This window comes from Rhodoferax saidenbachensis, assembly GCF_001955715.1.
Classification (GTDB): domain Bacteria; phylum Pseudomonadota; class Gammaproteobacteria; order Burkholderiales; family Burkholderiaceae_C; genus Allorhodoferax; species Allorhodoferax saidenbachensis.
Genome location: NZ_CP019239.1, coordinates 1,143,462 through 1,163,983, shown reverse-complemented (window position 1 = coordinate 1,163,983; position 20,522 = coordinate 1,143,462). Strand labels below are relative to the sequence as shown.

Here is a 20,522-nt window from a genome sequence, read left to right as displayed (position 1 = left end):
AACCCCATGGACATGTTGATCGGCCCGGTGTGGGACGCCCTCTTGGCCCCGTTCGCCGAATTTGCCTTCATGCGCCGCGCGCTGGTGGCCACGCTGGCGCTGTCGCTCAGCGCGGCGCCGCTGGGCGTCTTCCTCACGCTGCGGCGCATGAGCCTGCTGGGTGACGCACTCAGCCACGCGGTGCTGCCGGGGGTGGCCATTGGTTTTATGGTGGGTGGTTTATCGCTCACCGCCATGGCGCTGGGTGGCGTACTGGCGGGCATGCTGGTGGCGGGCATTGCAGGTGCAGTCAGCCGCTTCACCGCGCTGAAAGAAGACGCCAGCCTGGCCGCCATTTACCTCGTCGCGCTGGCGCTGGGCGTGACACTGATTGCGCGCCACGGCACGCAGTTGGACCTGCTGCACATCCTGTTTGGCAGCGCACTGGGCGTGGACGCCAGTGGCCTGTTGCTGGTTGCCGGAGTCGCCACGGCCAGCGTATTGGCATTGGCGCTGATGTACCGCGGCCTGGTGCTGGAAACCTTTGATCCCGTCTTTCTGAGCGCGCACCGCAGCAGCGTTCCGCCCTGGGTGTGGCAGCAGGGTTTCCTCATGCTGGTGGTGCTCAACCTGGTAGCCGGCTTTCAGACCCTGGGCACGCTGATGGCCGTGGGGCTGATGATGCTGCCCGCCGTGAGCGCGCGCCTGTGGCACGACACCCTGCCCGCGCAACTGCGCAACGCCAGCCTGCAGGCGGCAGTGGCCGGGGTAGCCGGGCTGCTGTTGTCTTACCACTTCGACACCCCCTCTGGCCCGACCATCATCGGCTGCGCAGGCGCGCTCTACGCCATATCACTGCTGCTTGCACCGGGCGGTTGGTTGCCGCGCTGGTGGGCCACCTCACACCGCGTGGCTTAACGCAACCCATTTCTCTTTTCCTTCACTTCACCTAGATGACCATGACCGCACTAGACACCTTCCCCCTCTCTGTACTGCCCCGCCGCCTTCTGCTGGCGAGCGCCACCGCCCTGGCATTGCTGGGCAGCCACGCCCATGCGGCCGACAAACTGCCGGTGGTCGCCAGCTTCAGCATCCTGGGCGACCTGGTGCGCGTGGTGGGTGGCGACCGCGTGGCCGTTACGACTCTGGTGGGTGCCAACGAAGACGCGCATGTATTTGAAGCCAAACCCGCAGACGCCAAAACGCTGCTGGCCGCCAAACTGGTGGTCACCAACGGTCTGGGCTTCGAGCCGTGGGCGGGCAAGCTGATCAAGTCAGCTGGCTACAAGGGAGAAGCAGTGGTGGCGGCCAAGGGCGTGAAGGCGCGCCACATGGAAGAAGAAAAAGGCCATGCCAGCCATGCCCACGAGGAAACCGACCCCCACGCCTGGCAAAACCCCAATAACGTGACGCTGTACGTGCGCAACATCGCAGCAGCCTTAAGCAAAGTGGATGCCGCAGGTGCGAGTACCTACCAAGCCAACGCCGAGGCGTATGTGAAACAGTTGCAGATACTGGACGTCTGGGCCAAAGCGCAGATCGCCAGCATCCCGCAAGCCAAACGCAAGGTCATCACCTCACACGACGCTTTTGGTTACTTTGCCGCGCAGTACGGCGTGCAGTTTCTGGCTCCGCAGGGCGTGAACACCGAAACCGAACCCAGCGCCAAACAGGTGGCCCAGCTGATCCGGCAAATCCAGCGGGAAAAGATCCGCGCGGTGTTTGTGGAAAACATGGGCAACCCCAAACTCATCGCCCAGCTCAGCAAGGATGCCGGTGCCACTCTGGGTGCCAGCCTGTATGCCGATGCCCTGTCTACCGCCGACCAACCCGGCGCCACCTACCTGCAGATGATGCGCAACAACGTGACAGAGCTGGTAGCGGGCATGCGACGCAACTAGCGCTGCCAACCGCGTTGGGCCTTATTTACGCAGCGTAGACACGCCCGCTACACCGGCCACGCCTACCACGTGAAAGAAGGCCGCCACTAGGCGCGGCACCTGCACCAACTCGACGGGGCCGGTTTCTGCAAGGTGGGTGGAGAACCAGTTGAGCATGCTGCCAGCCGCAGAGAAATCGACGCGGATCAAATGGGCGCAGGAGATCACCATGGGTTCGCCCGGGCGCAGTCGCGCACGCAGTTCCTGCAGCGCCTGCACCGCATCGCCCCGCAGTTCGCCGCGCAGCTCCAGCAACGGCATGGGGGGCGGCTGGGTGTCTTCCAGTGGCGGGAAGATGCTGTCGGGTCCAGCCGCTATCTCGGCTGGCGCAGTGCCATGGGATGCGTGCACACAGGTGCAATCCGCCTCCAGCCAGCTCGGGGGCGACACCTCGTAGATGACGCAATAGTCCAGCGCCACCGATTCAAAATCTTCATGCTGGCCCTGGATGCGCAGGGCCTCCAGCCGCAGGTGCCACCACAGCGGGTCGGTACCGGGTGTGTCCGCGGGAGTGGCGGCCTGCAGCACGCTGGCCAGCACCGCCTCCCCACTGAAATGCAGATCCACGGGTTGGCTGGCCCATTGGGTGAACAGGTCGGCGAGGGCACGGGCCGCATCGGGCGCAATGCTGCGCAGCGCATCCCAGCGCACGTGGCGGACTTGTGTGCCGGTATGCGCCTTGCGCAGAGACTCCACAGCCGCCAGCGTCAGCGCGGCAGGGCACTCCCATCCGGCCAGCGCAGACGCGCCTGCAGGCGTTGGTGGTGCCGATGGAGCCACTGCCGCGACGCGGCGCAGCCGGTCGGGCACCGAGAACCACTCGGGCGCCGAGCGCCCGAAGCGCTGTGCATATTCAATGGCCACCACTTCAAAACTGGCGGGCTGGTCGGTGGCGCGGTACAGGTCCAGCAAAGCCGTGGCGCAGGTTTCCGCCACGTCGGCGTCGGCATCTGCGGCTTGCACCACCGGCAACAGCACGGCTTCAGCGCCAGTATCGTCACCATCGGCAAAACGGATAGCGGCCTCCTGCAGCGCCGGGTTGCCCAGTTCCTCGCCCAGCTCTACCGAGGTCAGGCGGCTGTTGGAGAAACTGCTGGAGAAGTCGCTGGGCGGTGCGTCTTCGGGTTGTTCGAGGGGCGCTTTGGCCTTGGGCGCAGGGGGTGCGGCGGGAACGAGCGGCAGCGGGGCCAGGCTGGCCGGTTCAGTGACCACCACATCCTGCGGCACGGAGAACATGCCGGTGAAATCCAGGTCCATGTCCGAGTCCATCGCATCGGTCAACACCGGCAGTTCTGCGGGTGGGACTCTGGGCGACGGCACTGGGGGCGGCTGTACCACGGGCGCTGGGGGCCGCGTGGCGGTGACGTCGGCGCGTTTGCTCTGCGCCCAGTTCTGGGCCATGTGCGCTTCAATCGCGTCGATTTTGCGCACTGTGCGTTCACGCGCCTGCGGCGTCTGGTCTTCGTGGTTGAAGCCGGAGCTGTTGGTGAACACGGAAGGCCGAGGCACCCCGCCTCCCAGCCCTTGCGGCGTCATGGAGCGCACCTGGCGCAGGTAATTGAATTCGCGTCTGCGCACCAGATCGTCCTGGCGCCGCTGTGCGATGCGCTCCTTGAGCGCCAGTCTTTCCTTCTCGGCGTCGGGCGACTGCACCGAATCATCGTCATTCGCGTTCGGCCGAGCCGGTGCACGCATGAGTTGCACCATCTTGCTCAGCAGACCGGGGGAGTTCGATTTTGTCGCCACGCCTCAGTCTACCTTCGAACAATGACGCCTGGCTTGCCCGATCCTGACCAACTCACAAGGCAGGGCATCACGCCTTTTGCAGCCGCGCGAAGGTCTTGCGGAATTTCGCCACCTTGGGCGCGGCCACGGCCATGCAATACCCCTGGTGCGGGTTGCGGGCAAAAAAGTCCTGGTGGTAATCCTCGGCCGGCCAGTAGTGGTCCATGGGCACGACCTCGGTAACGATCGGATGCTTGTACACGCCGCTGGCGGCCATGTCCGCGATCACCTCACGGGCCACAGCCTCTTGCTCAGGCGTGGTGAAGTAAATGCCGCTGCGGTACTGGGTGCCCACATCGTTGCCCTGGCGGTTCAGCGTGGTGGGATCGTGGATGACAAAGAAGATTTCCAGAATCTCGCGCGTAGAGATCTGCGCCGGGTCATACGTGAGCTTGACCACTTCGTTGTGCCCGGTGGTGCCGGTGCACACGTCTTCGTAACTGGGCTGGCGCACGTGGCCATTGCTGTAGCCCGACTCCACGTCGGTAATACCCTGGACCTGCACAAACACGGCTTCGGTGCACCAAAAACAACCGCCGCCCAGAACAATGGTTGGCAGGGAAGGGGACATGGGCTTCTCCAGTAGGGTCCGCAAGACGTGCGGGGCATGCGAATCTTACGCGGCGCGCCATGGCTCTATAAAGTACATGGGCTTTGCTTAAATTTACCGAAGACCGAGCCACGCTTGCGGCGCTTCGATTGACACTCCTGGTAGGCAAAGCTACACTAATAACCAATCAGTCATTAATTATTCATGGCCTCCCCCCTCAATTTCTGTGAGATCGCCGCCACCGTGCGGGCCAAGCGTGAGCGCCGCAAGGAAGCCCGTCCGGGCGAACTGCTGGCCGCCGCGCTGGACCTGTTTGTGGAAAAAGGCTTTGCGGCGACCCGCGCCGAAGAGGTGGCCAAGCGCGCTGGGGTGTCCAAGGGTACCTTGTTTTTGTATTTCTCCAGCAAGGAGGAGCTGTTCAAGGCCGTAGTGCGCGAAAACATCTCGGGGCGCTTTGGCGAATGGGCGACAGAGCTGGAAAACTACCAGGGCAGCAGTGCCGAATTGCTGCGCTACTGCATGTTGACCTGGTGGGGCCGTGTTGGCTCCACCAAGGCCTCGGGCATCTCCAAACTCATGATGAGCGAGGCTGGCAATTTCCCCGAGCTGGCCGCCTTCTTTCAACAAGAAGTCATACAGCCCGGAGATGATCTGATCCGCCGGATACTGCAGCGCGGTGTGGACAGCGGCGAGTTCCGCCCCATCGACATGCAATACGGTGTCTATGCGATCACAGCAGCCATGATTTTCCTGACGATGTGGAAACACTCCAAAGGCGCCTGTGGCGACGCCCGCCTGGACCTGGTGCCTGAGGAATACATCGCGGTACAGGTGCAAACCATTCTGCATGGCATCAGCGCCACGCCCCAGGTTCCACTCTCCAATTAAAACAACAAGGTAGACATGAAACGCTGGATGAAATGGATTGTGATTGGCCTGGTCCTGGCCGTTCTTGCCGCAGTCGCGCTGCGCATACTGTCCGACCGCAAGGCACAAAAAGCGGCCCTGGAAGCACAGCAGGCCACCCAAAAAACGCAGACAGCCATAGAACTGGCGCCCACCGACCTGGTGGTCGTGAAAACCGTGCAACTGTCACAGGGCCTGGCCATCTCGGGCCCGCTCAAGGCCGTGAATTCGGCTTTCGTGAAAGCCCGCGTCGCCGGCGAACTGCAAGGCCTGACCGTACGTGAAGGTGACTTTGTGAAAGCCGGCCAGGTCGTGGCCCGCGTGGACGCCACCGAATCCCAGGCGCGTGTGCGCCAGGCCCAACAACAAGCCGAAAGTGCCAAGGCGCAGGTAGATATTGCCAAGCGCGCCTTTGACAACAACCGTTCGCTGGTAGAGCAGGGTTTCATCTCCAAAACTGCACTCGACTCCTCCATCGCCACACTGTCTTCCGCAGAAGCCAATTACCGTGCTGCGCAGGCCGGTGCCGACGTAGCCAGCAAGTCACTGGACGACACCGTGCTGCGCGCACCCATCGCCGGCCAGATCGCCCAGCGCCTAGCGCAACCGGGCGAACGTGTCGCCGTGGATGCGCGCATTGTGGAGATTGTGGACCTGAGCCGCCTGGAGCTGGAAGCCAGCCTGAGCGCCGCCGATTCGCTCAGCGTGAAGGTCGGACAAGCTGCGCAACTCACGGTGGAAGGCGCCGCCAAACCCCTGAACGCCCGCGTCGTGCGCGTGAACCCCAGCGCCGTGGCAGGCAGCCGCGCCGTGCTGGCCTACCTGGCCATAGACACCGAAGCCGGACTGCGCCAGGGTCTGTTTGCCGAAGGCTTGCTGGCTACAGGCGCCGTGAACGCACTGGCCGTCCCGCTGACCGCCGTGCGCACCGACAAGCCCCAGCCTTATGTACAAGTGCTGGTCGACGGCAAGGTCGTGCACCGGACCGTGAATGTGGGCACGCGCGGCGACGTCGCAGGCCAGACGATGGTGGGCATTGAAGGCGTGGGCGACGGCGCAAGTGTGCTGGTCGGCTCGGTCGGCACGGTGCGCGAAGGCACGCTGGTGAAAACCAAAGCGGTGGCGCCATAAGCCATGTGGTTCACCCAAGTCAGTCTCAAGAATCCGGTGTTTGCCACCATGGTCATGCTGGCCCTGGTGGTGCTGGGCCTGTTCTCCCTGCAGCGCCTGCAGGTCGACCAGTTCCCCAACATCGACTTCCCCGTGGTGGTGGTGATTGCCGACTACCCCGGCGCCTCGCCCGAGATTGTGGAAACAGAAGTTTCCAAAAAAATTGAAGAAGGCGTCAACTCCATTGCCGGTATCAATGCCCTGACCTCGCGCAGCTACGAAGGCCAGAGCGTGGTGGTGATCGAGTTTGGCCTGCATGTAGACGGCCGCAAAGCCGCCGAAGACGTGCGCGAGAAGGTGGCCTCCATCAAACCGCTGTTGCGTACCGAGGTGAAAGAACCCCGCGTGTTGCGCTTTGACCCGGCCGCACGCGCCGTCTGGTCGGTGGCCGTGCTGCCCGACAGCAAAGATGGAACCAAGGCCCCGTCTGCAGTGGAACTCACCAATTGGGCCGAGCAGACGTTCAAGAAACGGTTGGAGAACGTGCGCGGCGTGGGCTCGGTCACAGTAGTGGGCGGTACCAAGCGCGAAATCAATGTCTACCTGAACCCGCAGGCACTGGAGGCTTTTGGCATCACGCCCGACCAGGTGGTGAACGCCGTGCGCAGCGAAAACCAGGACCTCCCGGTAGGCGCCATCCGCTCCGCCGAACAGGAGCGGGTGATCCAGATCGAGGCGCGCATGCAACGCCCTGAGGACTTTGGCAAGATCATTGTGGCGCGCAAGAACGGCGCGCCAGTGCGTGTAGACCAGGTGGCGCGCGTGACCGATGGTGCACAGGAAGTGGAAAGCCTGGCGCTCTACAACGGCCAGCGCACGCTCATGCTCACCGTGCAAAAGTCACAGGATGAAAACACCATTGCCGTAGTCGACGGCCTGATCAAGACCCTGGGCGAGATGCAGAAGCAGCTGCCCCCGGGTGTGCGGCTCGAACCCATTGCCGATGGCTCGCGCCAGATCCGTGTTTCGGTGGACAACGTGCGGCGCACGCTGATTGAGGGCGCGGTGCTCACGGTGCTGATCGTGTTCCTGTTCCTGAACTCGTGGCGCTCCACCGTCATCACCGGGCTCACCCTGCCCATCGCGCTGATCGGCACTTTCCTGTTCATGAACCTGTTTGGTTTCACCATCAACATGATCACGCTGATGGCCTTGTCCCTGTGCGTGGGCCTGCTGATTGACGATGCCATCGTGGTGCGCGAGAACATCGTGCGCCATGTGCAAATGGGCAAAAGTCCCTACCAGGCCTCGCTGGACGGCACACAGGAAATTGGTCTGGCCGTACTGGCCACCACGCTGTCCATCGTGGCAGTGTTCCTGCCCATTGGGTTCATGGGCGGCATCATTGGCAAGTTCTTTCACGAATTTGGCATCACCATCGTGGCCGCGGTGCTGATCTCGATGTTTGTCAGTTTTACGCTGGACCCCATGCTCTCCAGCATCTGGCACGACCCGAGTATTGACAACCATGGCAAACGCGGCCCGCCTGTCACGCCGTACGACAAGACCATTGGCCGCGTGACGCGCTGGTTTGACGATGCCACCGAAAGCCTGGCCGATGCTTACCAGGGCATCCTGCGCTGGTCGCTGCACCACAAGCTGGCCACGGTGGGCCTGGCACTGGGCATTTTTGTGGGCAGCATTTTCATGGTGCCGCTGTTGGGCACCGAGTTCGTGCCCAAGTCCGACTTCTCGGAAACCACGCTGAACTTCAACACCCCCGTGGGCTCCTCGCTCGAAGTGACCGAAGCCAAGGCCAAACAGGTCGAAGCCATCGTGCGCGAATTCCCCGAGGTGCGTTACACGCTGTCCACCATCAACACGGGCAATGCCCAGGGCAAGATCTACGCGAGCATCTACATCCGCCTGGTGGACCGCAAAGACCGCAAACTCGGTGTGGAGGACATGTCGGTCAAGCTGCGTGAACGCCTGCGCCAGGTGCCTGGCATCACGGTTACGCACGCGGGCCTGATGGATTCGGTGGGCGGGCAAAAGCAAATCCTGTTCTCCATCCAGGGTGCGGACACCGGCGAGCTGGAACGCCTGACCACGCTGGCGCTGGAAAAAATCCGCGACATCCCCGGCCTGGTGGACCTGGACTCCAGCGCCAAACCCAACAAACCCACGCTGGACGTGCAGGTGAAACGCGACGTGGCCTCAGACCTGGGCCTGTCGGTGACGCAGATTGGTACCGCCCTGCGCACCCTGGTGGCCGGCCAGACGGTGGGCAACTGGCGCGCACCCGACGACCAGACCTATGACGTGAACGTGCGCCTGGCCCCCAGCGCGCGCAACAGCACCAGCGACATGAGCCAGTTGCCATTCACCGTGGGCAGCAATGCCGATGGCAGCCCACGCATCGTGCGCCTGAACCAGGTGGCCGAGGTGGTGGAATCCACCGGCGCCAACCAGATCAACCGGCGTGACCTGACACGCGAGGTGTCCATCACCGCCAACGTCTCGGGCCGCTCGGCGGGCGAAGTGTCGGCCGACATCAAGACCGCCATGGACAACATTGCCATGCCGCCCGGCTACAGCTACAAGTTCAGCGGCTCCACCAAGGACATGGCAGAGGCCTTTGGGTATGCCATCTCGGCCCTGGTACTGGCGATTGTGTTCATCTACATGATCCTGGCCAGCCAGTTCAAGAGTTTTCTGCAGCCGCTGGCACTGATGACAGCGCTGCCGCTCACACTGATTGGTGTGGTGTTGGCGCTCATGATGTTCAAATCCACGCTCTCGATGTTCTCCATCATCGGCGTGGTGATGCTCATGGGCCTGGTGACCAAAAACGCCATTTTGCTGGTGGACTTTGCGATCCGTGCCCGTGAAGACGGGATGGAGCGCTCCGAAGCCCTGCTGCTGGCCGCCAAGGTGCGCCTGCGCCCCATCCTGATGACCACGCTGGCCATGATCTTCGGCATGGTGCCACTGGCCTTTGCACTGACCGAAGGGTCCGAGATGCGCGCACCCATGGGCCAGGCCGTGATTGGCGGGGTGATCACCTCCTCGCTGCTGACTTTGGTCGTCGTGCCCGTGGTGTATTGCTACATGGATGATTTGGCCCATTGGGCCAAGAGCCTGTTCAGCGGCAAGCCCAAGACCCTGCCCGCTAAAATTGATTGAATGTCTCGCCCTCAGCCTGGAGTATTGAAATGAACACCGAACTAGCCCGCTTCAACATGATCGAACAGCAAATCCGCCCCTGGGATGTGCTGGATGCTGACGTTCTGCAACTGTTGTCCGTAGTCAAGCGCGAAGACTTCGTGCCGCTGGCGCACAAGGGCCTGGCGTTTGCCGATCTGGAAATCCCCCTGCCCGGTGGCGAATGCATGCTGGCGCCCCGCGTGGAAGCGCGCCTGCTGCAGGACCTGAATGTGCAGATCCATGAGACCGTGCTCGAAGTCGGTACCGGCTCGGGTTACATGGCCGCGCTGCTGGCGCACCGCGCGCAGCGTGTGGTGTCTCTGGAACTGCTGCCCGAACTGGTGCAGATGGCGCGCGCCAACCTGCAAAAAGCAGGTATTGCCAACGTGGAAGTGCGCCAGGGCGATGGTTCGCAGGGACTGGCCGCTGAAGGCCCATTTGATGTGATTTTGCTGAGCGGCTCGGTGGCCGAAGTGCCACCGGCCCTGCTGGCCCAACTCAAGGTGGGCGGCCGTCTGGGCGCCATCGTGGGTGACGAGCCGATGATGCGCGCCACCTTTGTGACCCGCACCGGCGCCAACGACTACCGCACCACCCACCCCTGGGACACGGTAGCGCCGCGCCTGCACGACTTCGCAGAGCCTTCGCGCTTCACGTTCTGATCTTTCTGGATACACATTGCCCATGATTGCCCAAGTCCGCCCTGCAGAACTGTCCCACTGGCTGGCGTCTGTGCGTGCGCACGGAGAGCCGGTGGTGCTGGATGTGCGTGAACCGCATGAACTGCAAATCGCCAGCGTGCAGGCCGATGGCTTTACGCTGCTCACCATTCCCATGGGCACCATTCCCCCGCGCCTGGCGGAACTGGACCCGGAGCAACCCATCGCCTGCCTGTGCCACCACGGCGGACGCAGCATGCAGGTGGCCCATTTCCTGCAGAGCCACGGCTTTGCCCATGTCGCCAATATCGCCGGCGGCATCCATGCCTGGTCTGCAGAGGTTGACCCCTCGATACCCCGCTACTGATTTGCCCGCACCTGATTTGCGCACTCCCGATTAGCTCCACGAAAGAACCCCATGTCCCGCCCCCAATTGCCCACGTCTTACCGCCTGATTCCCTTGCTGCTCGCGCTGGGTAGTGGGTTTGCGGCCACCGCACAGGCACAAAGCCTGACCGACCTGTACAACGCAGCCCGCAGCTACGACGCGAGCTTCCAGTCGGCCAAGTCGCAGTACGATGCCACCCTGTACAAGGCCGACCAGGCCCAGGCGCTGCTGCTGCCCACCGTAGGCCTGTCCGCCAGCGCCAGCCAGAACAACCAGGAAGTCCTGCCCCGCCCCGGACTGCCCAGTGGCAGCAATTTCAGCTACAACAGCCAATCGGCCACGTTGGGGCTATCCCAGCCCCTGTACCGCCCGGCCAACCTTGCCACGTACGAGCAGGGCAAGAAGCAGGCAGCTCTGGCCCAGGCCCAGTTGTCGGCCGCCGAGCAGGACCTCATCGTGCGTGTGAGCCAGGCTTACTTTGATGTGCTGGCGTCCGCCGACAGCCTGACCTTCGTCAAAGCCCAAAAAGCGGCTGTGGCCGAACAGCTGGCATCTGCCAAGCGCAATTTCGAAGTGGGCACCTCCACCATCACCGACTCGCGCGAAGCCCAGGCCCGCTACGACTTGGTGGTCGCCCAGGAGCTGGCCGCCGAGAACGACCTGCGCGTCAAATCCATTGCCCTCAACCAGACCGTGGGCCTGCAAAACGCAGCACCCAAGCCACTGGCAGCTCCTGTGGTGCTGGCCCCCGTAGAACCCGCCGATGTGGAGCAATGGGTCAGCCAGTCCGATGTCAACAACCCTGGCATCAAACAACTTGAAGTCGCGCTGGACGTGGCCAAGCTGGAAACCAAAAAGGCCGAAGCCGGCCACAAACCCACGCTGGACCTGACCGGCAGCTACACCGCGTCCAACAGCAACGGCTCCTCCACCGGCCCGACCACCTACGACACACGCGCCAATGTGGCGGCCGTGGGCCTGAGCTTCAACCTGCCACTGTTTGCTGGCTTCTCGGCGCAGAACCGCATCCGCGAAACCCTGTCGCTGGAAGACAAGGCCCGCACCGACCTGGAAGCCACACGCCGCAATGTGGCGCTGGGCACCCGCACCGCTTTCTTTGGCCTGCAAACCGGTCAGGCCCAGGTCAAGGCCTATGAAGCAGCCGAAGCCTCCACTCAAAGCGCACTGGATGCCAACAAGCTGGGCTACCAGGTCGGCGTGCGCATCAACATCGACGTGCTCAACGCACAAAGCCAGTTGTTCGACACCAAGGCCAAACTGGCCAAGGCGCGTTACGACGTGCTGGTGGGCGGCCTCAAGCTGCGCCAAGCCGCAGGCACCCTGAGCGCCAGCGACCTGCAGCCCATCAACGAGCAGCTAGCCAAGTAACAAGGCAATCACCGCTTCGGCGGTGCGTTGCGCAGCACCCCGATGCGCCAAGCCCAAAGCCAGGGCGGCGTCCTCGGCCTGCTGCAGCGCTTGGGGTGACTGCACCAGTGCGATGGCCTGGTCTACGGCTTGCGCCAAGTCGGTGGCCACGAATGCGGCCCCAGCGGCCTGCGCCAACTGTGCTGCCTCGGCAAAGTTGAAGGTATGCGGCCCCATGACCACGGGGCAACCGCAGGCTGCCGCTTCAATCAGGTTCTGCCCACCCAATGGCGCAAAGCTGCCGCCCAGCAGGGCGGCATCGGCCAGGCCAAAGTACAGCGCCATTTCACCCAGGGTGTCACCCAGCCAGATATCCGCTTCTGCAGGTACACCATCCACCCAGTTGCTGCGCCGCGATACACGCAGGCCCGCGTCTTCGAACAGCTTGGCCACCTCGGCAAAACGCTGTGGATGGCGTGGCACGATCAACCAATGCACCGTATTTGCTATGGTTTCAGGAGCTGCTTGCGCAATATCCACGGTGGCTAGAGGCACTTTTTGCTTGAATTTCTCCAGCAACATGGCCTCTTCGCCCTCGCGCGAACTGGCGAACACCAGCACCGGTTTGGCACTTTGCAGGCGCATGGCTTTGCCCTGCGCGAGTTGGGTGGCATCGGGCGTGGCGTCGAATTTGAAATTACCCATGACGCCCATGACGGGTGCGCCCAGGCTGCGCAGGCGTTGCGCGTCCGCTTCGGACTGGGCCCACACGGCGCGCAGGCCGCGGTAGGCAGGGCGTGACAGCCAGCCCAGTTGCTCGGCCTGGCGCAGCGATTTGTCACTCAGGCGCGCATTGACCAGACACAGCGGTACCCCGGCTGTGGCACACCCGGCCACCAGATTCGGCCAGACCTCGGTTTCCATCAACAGACCTATGCGCGGGCGGAAGTGGGCCAGAAAACGCGCCACCGCTGCCGATGTGTCCCACGGCTGCCAGACCTGCAGGTCACCGTCCCGCAGCAGACTGCGGCCCTGCACACGCCCCGTGGCGGTGCCGTGGGTCAGCAGCAGGCGCATGCCCGGCAGTTGCGCACGCAATTGCGCCACCAGCACGGCAGCGGCCCGGGTTTCACCGAGCGACACGGCATGCACCCAGATCAGATTGGACGTGGTTTCTGCAGGCGCGGTGTAGTGGCCAAAACGTTCTTCCACGGCCTCGCCATACACCGGCTCGTCAAGGGCACGCCGGGCCAGCTTGCGCCGCACCAGCGGCTGCATCAGCGTGAGCGCGCAGGCGTACAGGAAACGGATCATCGCTGGTTCACCGATGGGTCACCGACACAACACCGGCGTGGCCAGGCTTTCCCAGGCCTGCCAGACGCTGTCCACCGTGGGCTGCGGCGTGGCAAACACGCTGACCTGACGCGGATATTCAGGGCCGGTACGCCAGGCGGTGTCAAAGTTGTAGATCTGCACATGCGGCAAGCCCAGTGCCACGGCGATATGGCTCAGACCGCTGTCCACCCCCACCACACCGGCACAACGGGCCAGCGTGTCGGTCAGCGCGTCCAGCCCCATGGCGGGCCAGACCCAGGCGTCAGGCAATGCGGCGGCGATGGCTTCACTGGTGGCTTTTTCGGCGGCGCTGCCATGCGGCAAGGCCACGGCAAAACCGCTGTGGTTGAGACGCTGGCCCAGCGTGATCCAGGAGGCCAACGACCACTGCTTGTCGGCACGCGAGGTGCCATGCACCAACGCAACCAAAGGCTTGCGCGGCGCAAATGCATTGGCACTCTGGCCCAGATGCAGCGCCACAGGGGGCGACACCGCCAGATCGCCGGGCAACAAACCAAAACGCGCAGAACCCGCAGGCTCATATCCCAAGGCCGCCGCACACAGCAGGCGCGAGCGCTGCACCGCATGCACATGCGGCTCCAGATGGATGGCCTTGTCGGCCACCCAACGCGCGGGGGCTTCAAAGCTGGAGCCCTCGGTCTGGTTGTCCAGTCCGTAACGCAGGCCCTTGACCGTGGTGCGTGCCAGCCAGGAGACCAAGGCCGATTTGGTCAGGCCCTGCAGGTCAATCACGGCGTCATAACTTTCCTGCTGCAGGCTGGCGCGAAACGCGCGCCATTCCTGCCGGGTGGTCTGTGCAAAAAGCGACTTGCGCCAGCGGCGCAGGTCGCAGGGAATCACACGGCGCACACCTTCACAGCGCGCCACCAGCGGCGCAAACGCGCCCTCCACCACCCAGTCGATCTGGGCCGTTGGATACGCCTTGCGCAGGTCTTGCACCGCAGGCATCGCATGCACCACGTCCCCGAGCGAGGACAACTTGACGATAAGAACTTTCAAAAGATCACCTTCCCCGTTCGGGCTGAGCCTGTCGAAGCCCTTCGACAAGCTCAGGGCGAACGGAGTCTATAAAAAATCCTCTCAATGCGCCGCCTGGCCCACATGGGCATCGGGTTTGACGGAATGCAACAGCGCCAGCATGGCCGTCTGGATGCGCTCCAGCGCGGCCTGGGTCTGGCCCTCAAAACGCAGCACCAGCACCGGCGTGGTGTTGGAGGCACGCACCAGACCAAAACCATCGGGCCAGTCCACACGCAGGCCGTCAATCGTGTTGATCGTGGCTGGTGCGGCAAAACTTGCCTTGGCCACGAGTTGCTCCACCAGGCTGTGGGGCTCGCCTTCGGCGCACGCGACATTGAGCTCGGGTGTGGAGAAACTGGTGGGCAGTGCATCGAGCACAGCATTGGCATCGGGCGAACGGCTCAGGATTTCCAGCAGGCGGCAACCCGCATAGGTGCCGTCGTCAAAACCAAACCAGCGCTCCTTGAAGAAGATGTGACCACTCATCTCACCACCCAGCGGCGAGTCGATTTCCTTCATCTTGGCCTTGATCAGCGAATGGCCGGTCTTGAACATCAGAGGCTTACCACCCGCGGCCTCAATGGCCGGCGCCAGGCGCTGGGAACATTTCACGTCATAGACGATGGTGCCGCCGGGCACGCGCGAGAGCACGTCCTGCGCGAACAGCATCATCTGGCGGTCCGGGTAAATGTTGTTGCCACCTTTGGTAACGATGCCCAGGCGGTCGCCATCCCCGTCAAAGGCCAGCCCCAGTTCGGCATCACCGGCAGCCAGGGCGGCCATCAGGTCGCGCAGGTTTTCGGGTTTGCTGGGGTCGGGGTGGTGGTTGGGGAAATTGCCATCCACCTCGCTGAATAACTCCTGCACCTCGCAGCCAATGGCGCGCAGGATGCCGGGGGCCGATGCACCGGCAACGCCGTTGCCCGAGTCCACCACGATCTTCATCGGGCGCGTGAGCTTGATGTCGCCCACGATGCGCTGGGTGTAGGCGGCCAACACATCCACCGTCTTGCGCGCACCACCAGTTTGCAACGTCCAGCTTTCTTGCTCCATGATTTCGCGCAGGGCCTGGATCTCGTCGCCATAAATGGCGCGCCCGGCCATCACCATCTTGAAGCCGTTGTAATCACGCGGGTTGTGGCTGCCGGTGACCTGGATGCCGGAGGTAGCAAGCGTGTGCGCCGCAAAGTACAACATGGGCGTGGTGACCATGCCCACGTCGATCACGGTGATACCGGCTTCTTCGAGCCCGCGCATCAACGCTTGCGAGAGGGCCGGGCCGCTCAGGCGCCCGTCGCGCCCCACGGCCACCGTGGTTTCACCCTGGGCGCGGGCCACGGTGCCAAAGGCACGGCCCAGCCCCAAGGCCACCTCTTCCGTGAGCGTGGTGGGCACCACGCCGCGGATGTCGTAGGCTTTGAAAATACTGGCTGAAATTTGCATGCGAACCCTGTGTGTGCTGTCGCCTGGGCCATGGCCCGGCGTGTGGCTGGCATTGTAGGCCGGACCACTGCGAGGGGCGTGTCCGAAAACGGCTACTTTTAGCCGAACGGCTGCGTATCATCCCCACCATGCACCCCGCAGCCGCCCCCTCCTCCGACGACGCCCACTACCTGGCCCTCAAGGCCCAGGACGCGCGGTTTGACGGGCGCTTTTTCACCGGCGTGACCACCACCGGCATTTACTGCCGCCCGGTGTGCCGCGTGCGCACGCCCAAACGCGAGAACTGCCAGTTCTTCACGCTGGCCGCGCAGGCCGAGGCGGCAGGCTTTCGGCCCTGCCTGCGCTGCCGCCCTGAATTGGCGCCCGCGTCGGTGGCCTCGGGCCAGCCCTGGTCCATCCAGGATGCATCAGGCATCCTGGCCGGGCAGGCAGCACGCCTGCTGGACACGGCCGACCAGTGGAGCGACGGCCTGGTGTCACTGGCCCAAGTGGCTGCGCGCCTGGGCGTGAGCGAGCGCCACATGCGGCGCATTTTCGAGACGCACTGGGGCGTATCACCGCTGCAGTACCTGCAGACCCGGCGCCTGCTGACGGCCAAACAGTTGCTCACCGATACCCAGTTGCCGATCGCCCGCATTGCCCTGCTCAGTGGTTACGCCAGCGTGCGCCGCTTCAACACCGTGTTTGCCGAACGCTACCGCCTGCAGCCGCGCGCGCTGCGCAAAGCCGGGCAGGACGGTACGCATCCGGCCCAGGCCACGATAGCCGTGCGCGCCGCCTACCGCCCGCCCTATGACCACGCCGCGATCTTGCAGTTCTTCGGCAACCGCAGCCTGAACGGCGTGGAAGTGGTGGACTTGGCCCGCGCCAAACTGGCACGCACGCTGTCCGTGGAGACCGATGGGCGCACACTGCACGGCTGGGTACAGGTGCAGTTTGTGCCTGCCCGCTGCACGGTGGAGATGCGCGTGAGCGAGTCGCTGGTCGACGCCCTGCCCGCCGTGCTGGCGCGCCTGCGCGCGCTGCTGGACCTGGACGCGGACCCAGAGGCCATTAACGCCGCGCTGGGCAACAGCTTTCCCGGCATGGAGGGTTTGCGTGTGCCAGGCACGGTAGACGGCTTCGAGCTGGCCGTGCGCGCCATCCTGGGCCAACAGATCACCGTGCAGGCGGCGCGCACCCTGGGCTCACGGCTGGTGCAGAGACTGGGTACGCCCATCACCACACCGGTGGCGGGGCTCAGCCATGTGTTCCCCAGTGCGCAGGTGTTGGCCACCACACCGGGCGAGGTGCTGGGCGAGCTGGGTATCACGCGCCAGCGCCAGAAGGCCATTGCGGCACTCGCCGAAGCCGTGGCACAGGGCACGTTGCGCCTGTCGCCCGGCGCCGATGTGCCAGCCACACTGATGGCCCTGCAGGCCCTGCCCGGCCTTGGGCCATGGACCGCGAACTACATCGCAATGCGCGCGCTGCGCTGGCCCGATGCGTTTGTGGCAGGCGACGTGGCCCTGCACAAGGCGCTGGGCGTGCAAGACAACCAACACCCAGCAAAAGCGGCCAAGGCGGCGGAGGCCGCGTCGCAAGCCTGGAAGCCGTGGCGCAGTTATGCCGTCATCCGCGCCTGGGCCAGCCTGGCCACTCCCAGTGATCCGTCCATCGCCCGAACAGCACTATCAAATTCATAGCTGCTTGCGCATATTCCATAAGGACTCAGGAGTCATTTGACATGAAATTTCACCCTTCCACGGTGCAGTCCAGCACCGCCAGCCCGCTGGGCCCCATGCTGCTGGCCGCGTCTGACGCCGGCCTGGCGGGCGTCTGGTTCCATGACCAGAAACACCTGCCCAACAGCACTGCTTGGCCCGTACAGGCACAACACCCCGTGCTGCTGCGCGCAGCAAAGCAACTGCAGGAATATTTCGCTGGGCAACGCCAGGTCTTTGATCTGCCGCTGGATCTGCGCGGTGGCACGGCGTTTCAGCAATCGGTGTGGCAGGCGCTGCTGCAGATCACACCGGGCGACACCACCAGCTACGGCGTCTTGAGCACCCGCATCCACAAACCGCTGGCCGTGCGCGCCGTGGGTGCCGCCGTAGGCCGCAACCCCCTGAGCGTCATCGTGCCCTGCCACCGCGTACTGGGCGCCGATGGCTCACTCACCGGCTACGCGGCTGGCCTGCCCCGCAAGCAGGCCTTGCTACAACTTGAACAGGCACAATTCACACAATGACCAACACCTCCCGCAAACCCTGGCTGCAAGACTTCATTTTGCTGGCCGCCATCTGGGGCTCTTCCTTTCTGTTCATGCGCATGGGCGCCCTCGAATTCGGTGCCATTCCCACAGCCGGAGTCCGCGTGGCCGTGGCCTCCTTGTTCCTGCTGCCCATCGTGTTGTGGCGCGGCCTGGGGCCGCAGTTGCGCCAGCACTGGAAGCTGACCTTTCTGGTCGGCCTGACCAACTCGGCCATTCCGTTTGCCTGCTTTTCCTACGCGTTGCTGTCCATCACCACCGGGCTGTCGTCCATCCTCAACGCCACCGTGCCGCTGTTCGGCGCGGTGATCGCCTGGCTGTGGCTCAAGGACCGGCCCAACGGCTCGCGCATTCTGGGGCTGGCCATTGGTTTTCTGGGTGTGGCGCTGCTGGCGTCGGAGAAAGCCAGCTTCAAGCCCGATGCCTCCGGCATGTCCACCGGCTGGGCCGTGCTGGCCTGCCTGCTGGCCTGCCTGTGTTACGGCATCTCGGCCAGCTTTACCAAGCGCTACCTGAGCGGCCTGCCGCCGCTGGTCACGGCCACCGGCAGTCAACTGGGCGCCACGCTGGGCCTGTTGCTGCCCTCCCTGTGGCTATGGCCAAGCCAGGTGCCCCGCGCACACGCTGGATGGCCTTGATCGCCGTCGGCGTGTTGTGCACGGGTCTGGCCTACATCCTGTTCTTCCGCCTGATCGAACAGGCCGGCCCGGCGCGCGCGCTGGCGGTGACTTTTGTGATTCCGGTGTTTGGCGTGATGTACGGCGTGGTCTTGCTGGGTGAATCCGTCACACCGTGGATGGTGTTGTGTGGCTTGGTGATCGTCTGCGGCACCGCGCTGTCTGCCGGGCTGGTGACGCTGCCCAAGCGGAAAAAATAACTTACTGAATGGCGCCGGCCATCACGTTGATGGACAGCGCCAGCACCAGCATGTTGAAGGCGAAGGCGCTGACACTGTGGACCAGCGTGAGGTGGCGCATTTTGCGCGAGGTGACCACCACATCCGACACCTGCGAGGTCATGCCCACCACGTGGGCGTAGTACAGAAAGTCAAAATAATCGGGCGGCAGCTTGCCCGGAAAGTCCAGGCCCGCGCCGTTGGGGTGGCCGCGCAGTTCTTCCTGGTAATACATGTGGGCGTAACGGAAGGCAAAAACCGTCTGCATCAACAGCCACGATGCCGCCAGCGCCATCAAGGTGAGCGCGAAGTGCCCCATGCGTTGCGCGGAAGACAGGTCCTTCACGTGCTGCAACAGGATGGCCGTAGCCGCCATGCTGGCGAACACCGAGAGCAGCAGCAACACCGACAACACGGGCGCCGACGCATCCTGCATCTGCGCGCGGGCACGGGTGCGTTCGGCATCAAACTCCAGCGCCAGCCACCACGCCAGCCCCAGATACACCGTGGCCCCCACCGTCCATGCCAGCAGGCCATGCGATTGCGCAGCCAATGGCAAGGGCAGAAGCGCCACTACAGCACCCGCCGCCGCACCATAGGCAATCCGCTGGTGTGCCGTGGTTTCAGAGAAGTGTTTGCGCATGGGTCTGATTGTGCGGGGAATTGCAGCGTGGAGGTGCGTTGTCAGTCCATCGCTTGCAAGGCACCCAGGTCGGTAAGGTAGTCCACCGCGAACTGGGCCATCGGGGAATAACTCCTGCCCTTGAGCGACACCACGCCCATGTCGGAAAACAGGGACGGCAGTTGCGCTACATCCAGGCGCACCAGCGTTGCGTTTTCGACCTCTTGCCGGGTGGCGGCATCGGTGCAGGCCAGCACTGTATCGGTCTCCATCGCAATGGCTTTGAGCAAATGCAGGTCGTCACATTCCAGCGCCAGAGGCGCGTGTTTGCCATCTTCCAGGCCAAACAACACGCCCAGGGCCTGCGACACCGACTCCGGTACACGCACGCTGGCCAAGCCATACGGGAGAAGTTGCGGCGCCTGCACGCGGGCTTCGCGCAGCAGCGGATGGCCTGCACGCACGTAAAAGCCTGCCACCATCCGGCCAATGCGGGTGAAAGACAGGTCGACCGCATGGGGCACATTGCGCAGGTCGGCGAGATAAAAGTCCAGTTCCTCCGCACGCAAATGGTCCAGCAGGTACCGCGCGTTGTTCACCTCCACACGCACATTCACGCCGGGGTAGCGGTTGCGGGTTTCCACCAGCAGGCGTGGCAGCAGTGTGGCGGCCGGGTACGGCCCCACGCCAAAAGCCAGATCACCGATGAGCCGCTCGCGGTACAGACTGACATCCCGCTCCAGGCAATGGTTCTCGAACAGCAGCTTGCGCGCACGTTCCACCACAAAGGCACCGGCATCGGTACAGGTCACTTCCAGTGACCCACGGTCAAACAGCTTGAGTCCCAACTCTTCTTCCGCCGCTTGCACGCTGCGGCTGAAAGCCGACTGGCTGACGTGGCACAACAAGGCCGCACGCCCGAAGTTGCGTGCATCGGCCAAGGTGACCAAGTGTTTGAGGCGCCGTAAATCCATGCGTATGGGTGTTTCTACCGAAGCATTATGCATTCAGCGCATTGATATGAAATATCAAATGCATTGGAC

General features: G+C 63.7%; 17 protein-coding genes and 1 pseudogene. 11 read left to right on the top strand and 7 right to left on the bottom strand.

The genetic code is table 11. The annotated features are described in order from the left end of the window. Nucleotides 1-6: 6 nt before the first annotated feature. Complete coding sequence (locus RS694_RS05545) at nt 7-897, top strand: metal ABC transporter permease (protein ID WP_029706092.1); 891 nt, start codon at nt 7-9, stop codon at nt 895-897. A gap of 41 nt (nt 898-938) precedes the next feature. Then, a complete protein-coding gene (locus RS694_RS05540; RefSeq protein ID WP_029706093.1) occupies nt 939-1,880 on the top strand; it encodes a metal ABC transporter substrate-binding protein in 942 nt (313 codons plus the stop codon). A gap of 21 nt (nt 1,881-1,901) precedes the next feature. Here the strand turns inward: RS694_RS05540 and RS694_RS05535 are convergent, their stop codons facing one another. Beyond that, nucleotides 1,902-3,665 carry an STAS domain-containing protein gene (locus tag RS694_RS05535; protein WP_152528754.1) on the bottom strand — a complete coding sequence of 588 codons (1,764 nt, stop codon included), beginning with the start codon at nt 3,663-3,665 and terminating at the stop codon, nt 1,902-1,904. A 67-nt stretch (nt 3,666-3,732) separates the two neighbouring features. Next, a complete protein-coding gene (gene msrA, locus RS694_RS05530) occupies nt 3,733-4,275 on the bottom strand; it encodes a peptide-methionine (S)-S-oxide reductase MsrA (RefSeq protein WP_029706095.1) in 543 nt (180 codons plus the stop codon). Nucleotides 4,276-4,458: 183 nt separating this feature from the next. Between msrA and RS694_RS05525 the strand changes: the two genes are divergently transcribed. Genes RS694_RS05525 through RS694_RS05500 form a run of 6 tightly spaced genes read left to right on the top strand, consistent with a single transcriptional unit; the run spans nt 4,459 to nt 11,913 of the window. Next, nucleotides 4,459-5,142, top strand: a complete 684-nt coding sequence (locus tag RS694_RS05525; protein WP_029706096.1) for a TetR/AcrR family transcriptional regulator — start codon at nt 4,459-4,461, stop codon at nt 5,140-5,142. A gap of 15 nt (nt 5,143-5,157) precedes the next feature. Further along, nucleotides 5,158-6,291, top strand: coding sequence for an efflux RND transporter periplasmic adaptor subunit (locus tag RS694_RS05520; protein ID WP_029706097.1), 1,134 nt, complete (start codon nt 5,158-5,160; stop codon nt 6,289-6,291). 3 nt (nt 6,292-6,294) lie between these two features. Further along, nucleotides 6,295-9,456, top strand: a complete 3,162-nt coding sequence (locus tag RS694_RS05515; RefSeq protein ID WP_029706098.1) for an efflux RND transporter permease subunit — start codon at nt 6,295-6,297, stop codon at nt 9,454-9,456. 29 nt (nt 9,457-9,485) lie between these two features. Further along, nucleotides 9,486-10,139, top strand: coding sequence for a protein-L-isoaspartate O-methyltransferase family protein (locus tag RS694_RS05510; RefSeq protein WP_029706099.1), 654 nt, complete (start codon nt 9,486-9,488; stop codon nt 10,137-10,139). A 22-nt stretch (nt 10,140-10,161) separates the two neighbouring features. After that, nucleotides 10,162-10,503, top strand: a complete 342-nt coding sequence (locus RS694_RS05505) for a rhodanese-like domain-containing protein (RefSeq protein ID WP_029706100.1) — start codon at nt 10,162-10,164, stop codon at nt 10,501-10,503. A 51-nt stretch (nt 10,504-10,554) separates the two neighbouring features. Continuing rightward, nucleotides 10,555-11,913 carry a TolC family outer membrane protein gene (locus RS694_RS05500; RefSeq protein ID WP_029706101.1) on the top strand — a complete coding sequence of 453 codons (1,359 nt, stop codon included), beginning with the start codon at nt 10,555-10,557 and terminating at the stop codon, nt 11,911-11,913. On the opposite strand, the gene RS694_RS20430 is transcribed toward RS694_RS05500, so the two are convergent. The 3 genes from RS694_RS20430 to RS694_RS05485 all read right to left on the bottom strand — a co-directional run bounded on the left by RS694_RS20430 (nt 11,902) and on the right by RS694_RS05485 (nt 15,711). Next, entirely contained in the window at nt 11,902-13,206 is a 1,305-nt protein-coding gene (locus tag RS694_RS20430) for a 3-deoxy-D-manno-octulosonic acid transferase (protein WP_029706102.1), read from the bottom strand. The genes RS694_RS05500 and RS694_RS20430 overlap by 12 nt on opposite strands. Before the next feature lie 18 nt (nt 13,207-13,224). Further along, on the bottom strand, nt 13,225-14,247 hold the full coding sequence (waaC, locus tag RS694_RS05490) for a lipopolysaccharide heptosyltransferase I (RefSeq protein WP_037246451.1): 1,023 nt from the start codon (nt 14,245-14,247) through the stop codon (nt 13,225-13,227). A gap of 81 nt (nt 14,248-14,328) precedes the next feature. Beyond that, nucleotides 14,329-15,711, bottom strand: coding sequence for a phosphomannomutase/phosphoglucomutase (locus RS694_RS05485; RefSeq protein WP_029706104.1), 1,383 nt, complete (start codon nt 15,709-15,711; stop codon nt 14,329-14,331). Between the two features lie 128 nt (nt 15,712-15,839). On the opposite strand from RS694_RS05485, the gene RS694_RS05480 reads away from it, so the two are divergent. The 3 genes and pseudogenes from RS694_RS05480 (at nt 15,840) to RS694_RS05470 (ending at nt 18,839) form a co-directional block, all read left to right on the top strand. Further along, the gene (locus RS694_RS05480; RefSeq protein WP_029706105.1) at nt 15,840-17,396 is read left to right on the top strand and encodes a DNA-3-methyladenine glycosylase 2 family protein; all 1,557 of its coding nucleotides are present in this window, start codon (nt 15,840-15,842) and stop codon (nt 17,394-17,396) included. 41 nt (nt 17,397-17,437) lie between these two features. Continuing rightward, entirely contained in the window at nt 17,438-17,941 is a 504-nt protein-coding gene (locus RS694_RS05475) for a methylated-DNA--[protein]-cysteine S-methyltransferase (protein ID WP_029706106.1), read from the top strand. Next, nucleotides 17,938-18,839, top strand: a pseudogene (locus RS694_RS05470) (DMT family transporter). The gene RS694_RS05475 and the pseudogene RS694_RS05470 overlap by 4 nt, the downstream one beginning before the upstream one ends. A gap of 1 nt (nt 18,840) precedes the next feature. Here the strand turns inward: RS694_RS05470 and RS694_RS05465 are convergent. Together RS694_RS05465 and RS694_RS05460 are read right to left on the bottom strand one after the other, a co-directional pair. Continuing rightward, nucleotides 18,841-19,500: a DUF1345 domain-containing protein gene (locus tag RS694_RS05465; protein WP_029706107.1), complete on the bottom strand. Its 660-nt coding sequence runs from the start codon at nt 19,498-19,500 to the stop codon at nt 18,841-18,843. Between the two features lie 41 nt (nt 19,501-19,541). Next, a complete protein-coding gene (locus RS694_RS05460) occupies nt 19,542-20,453 on the bottom strand; it encodes a LysR family transcriptional regulator (RefSeq protein ID WP_029706108.1) in 912 nt (303 codons plus the stop codon). Between the last annotated feature and the right edge of the window lie 69 nt (nt 20,454-20,522).

Excerpts from the sequence above, each read along its gene's own strand:
- RS694_RS05525 (WP_029706096.1), top strand. The coding sequence starts at position 4,459 with ATGGCCTCCCCCCTCAATTTCTGTGAGATCGCCGCCACCGTGCGGGCC.
- RS694_RS05520 (WP_029706097.1), top strand. The coding sequence starts at position 5,158 with ATGAAACGCTGGATGAAATGGATTGTGATTGGCCTGGTCCTGGCCGTT.
- RS694_RS05485 (WP_029706104.1), bottom strand. The coding sequence starts at position 15,711 with ATGCAAATTTCAGCCAGTATTTTCAAAGCCTACGACATCCGCGGCGTG.
- RS694_RS05515 (WP_029706098.1), top strand. The coding sequence starts at position 6,295 with ATGTGGTTCACCCAAGTCAGTCTCAAGAATCCGGTGTTTGCCACCATG.
- RS694_RS05480 (WP_029706105.1), top strand. The coding sequence starts at position 15,840 with ATGCACCCCGCAGCCGCCCCCTCCTCCGACGACGCCCACTACCTGGCC.
- RS694_RS05510 (WP_029706099.1), top strand. The coding sequence starts at position 9,486 with ATGAACACCGAACTAGCCCGCTTCAACATGATCGAACAGCAAATCCGC.
- RS694_RS05545 (WP_029706092.1), top strand. The coding sequence starts at position 7 with ATGGACATGTTGATCGGCCCGGTGTGGGACGCCCTCTTGGCCCCGTTC.
- RS694_RS05475 (WP_029706106.1), top strand. The coding sequence starts at position 17,438 with ATGAAATTTCACCCTTCCACGGTGCAGTCCAGCACCGCCAGCCCGCTG.
- msrA (WP_029706095.1), bottom strand. The coding sequence starts at position 4,275 with ATGTCCCCTTCCCTGCCAACCATTGTTCTGGGCGGCGGTTGTTTTTGG.
- RS694_RS20430 (WP_029706102.1), bottom strand. The coding sequence starts at position 13,206 with ATGATCCGTTTCCTGTACGCCTGCGCGCTCACGCTGATGCAGCCGCTG.
- RS694_RS05500 (WP_029706101.1), top strand. The coding sequence starts at position 10,555 with ATGTCCCGCCCCCAATTGCCCACGTCTTACCGCCTGATTCCCTTGCTG.
- RS694_RS05505 (WP_029706100.1), top strand. The coding sequence starts at position 10,162 with ATGATTGCCCAAGTCCGCCCTGCAGAACTGTCCCACTGGCTGGCGTCT.
- RS694_RS05540 (WP_029706093.1), top strand. The coding sequence starts at position 939 with ATGACCGCACTAGACACCTTCCCCCTCTCTGTACTGCCCCGCCGCCTT.
- RS694_RS05460 (WP_029706108.1), bottom strand. The coding sequence starts at position 20,453 with ATGGATTTACGGCGCCTCAAACACTTGGTCACCTTGGCCGATGCACGC.
- RS694_RS05465 (WP_029706107.1), bottom strand. The coding sequence starts at position 19,500 with ATGCGCAAACACTTCTCTGAAACCACGGCACACCAGCGGATTGCCTAT.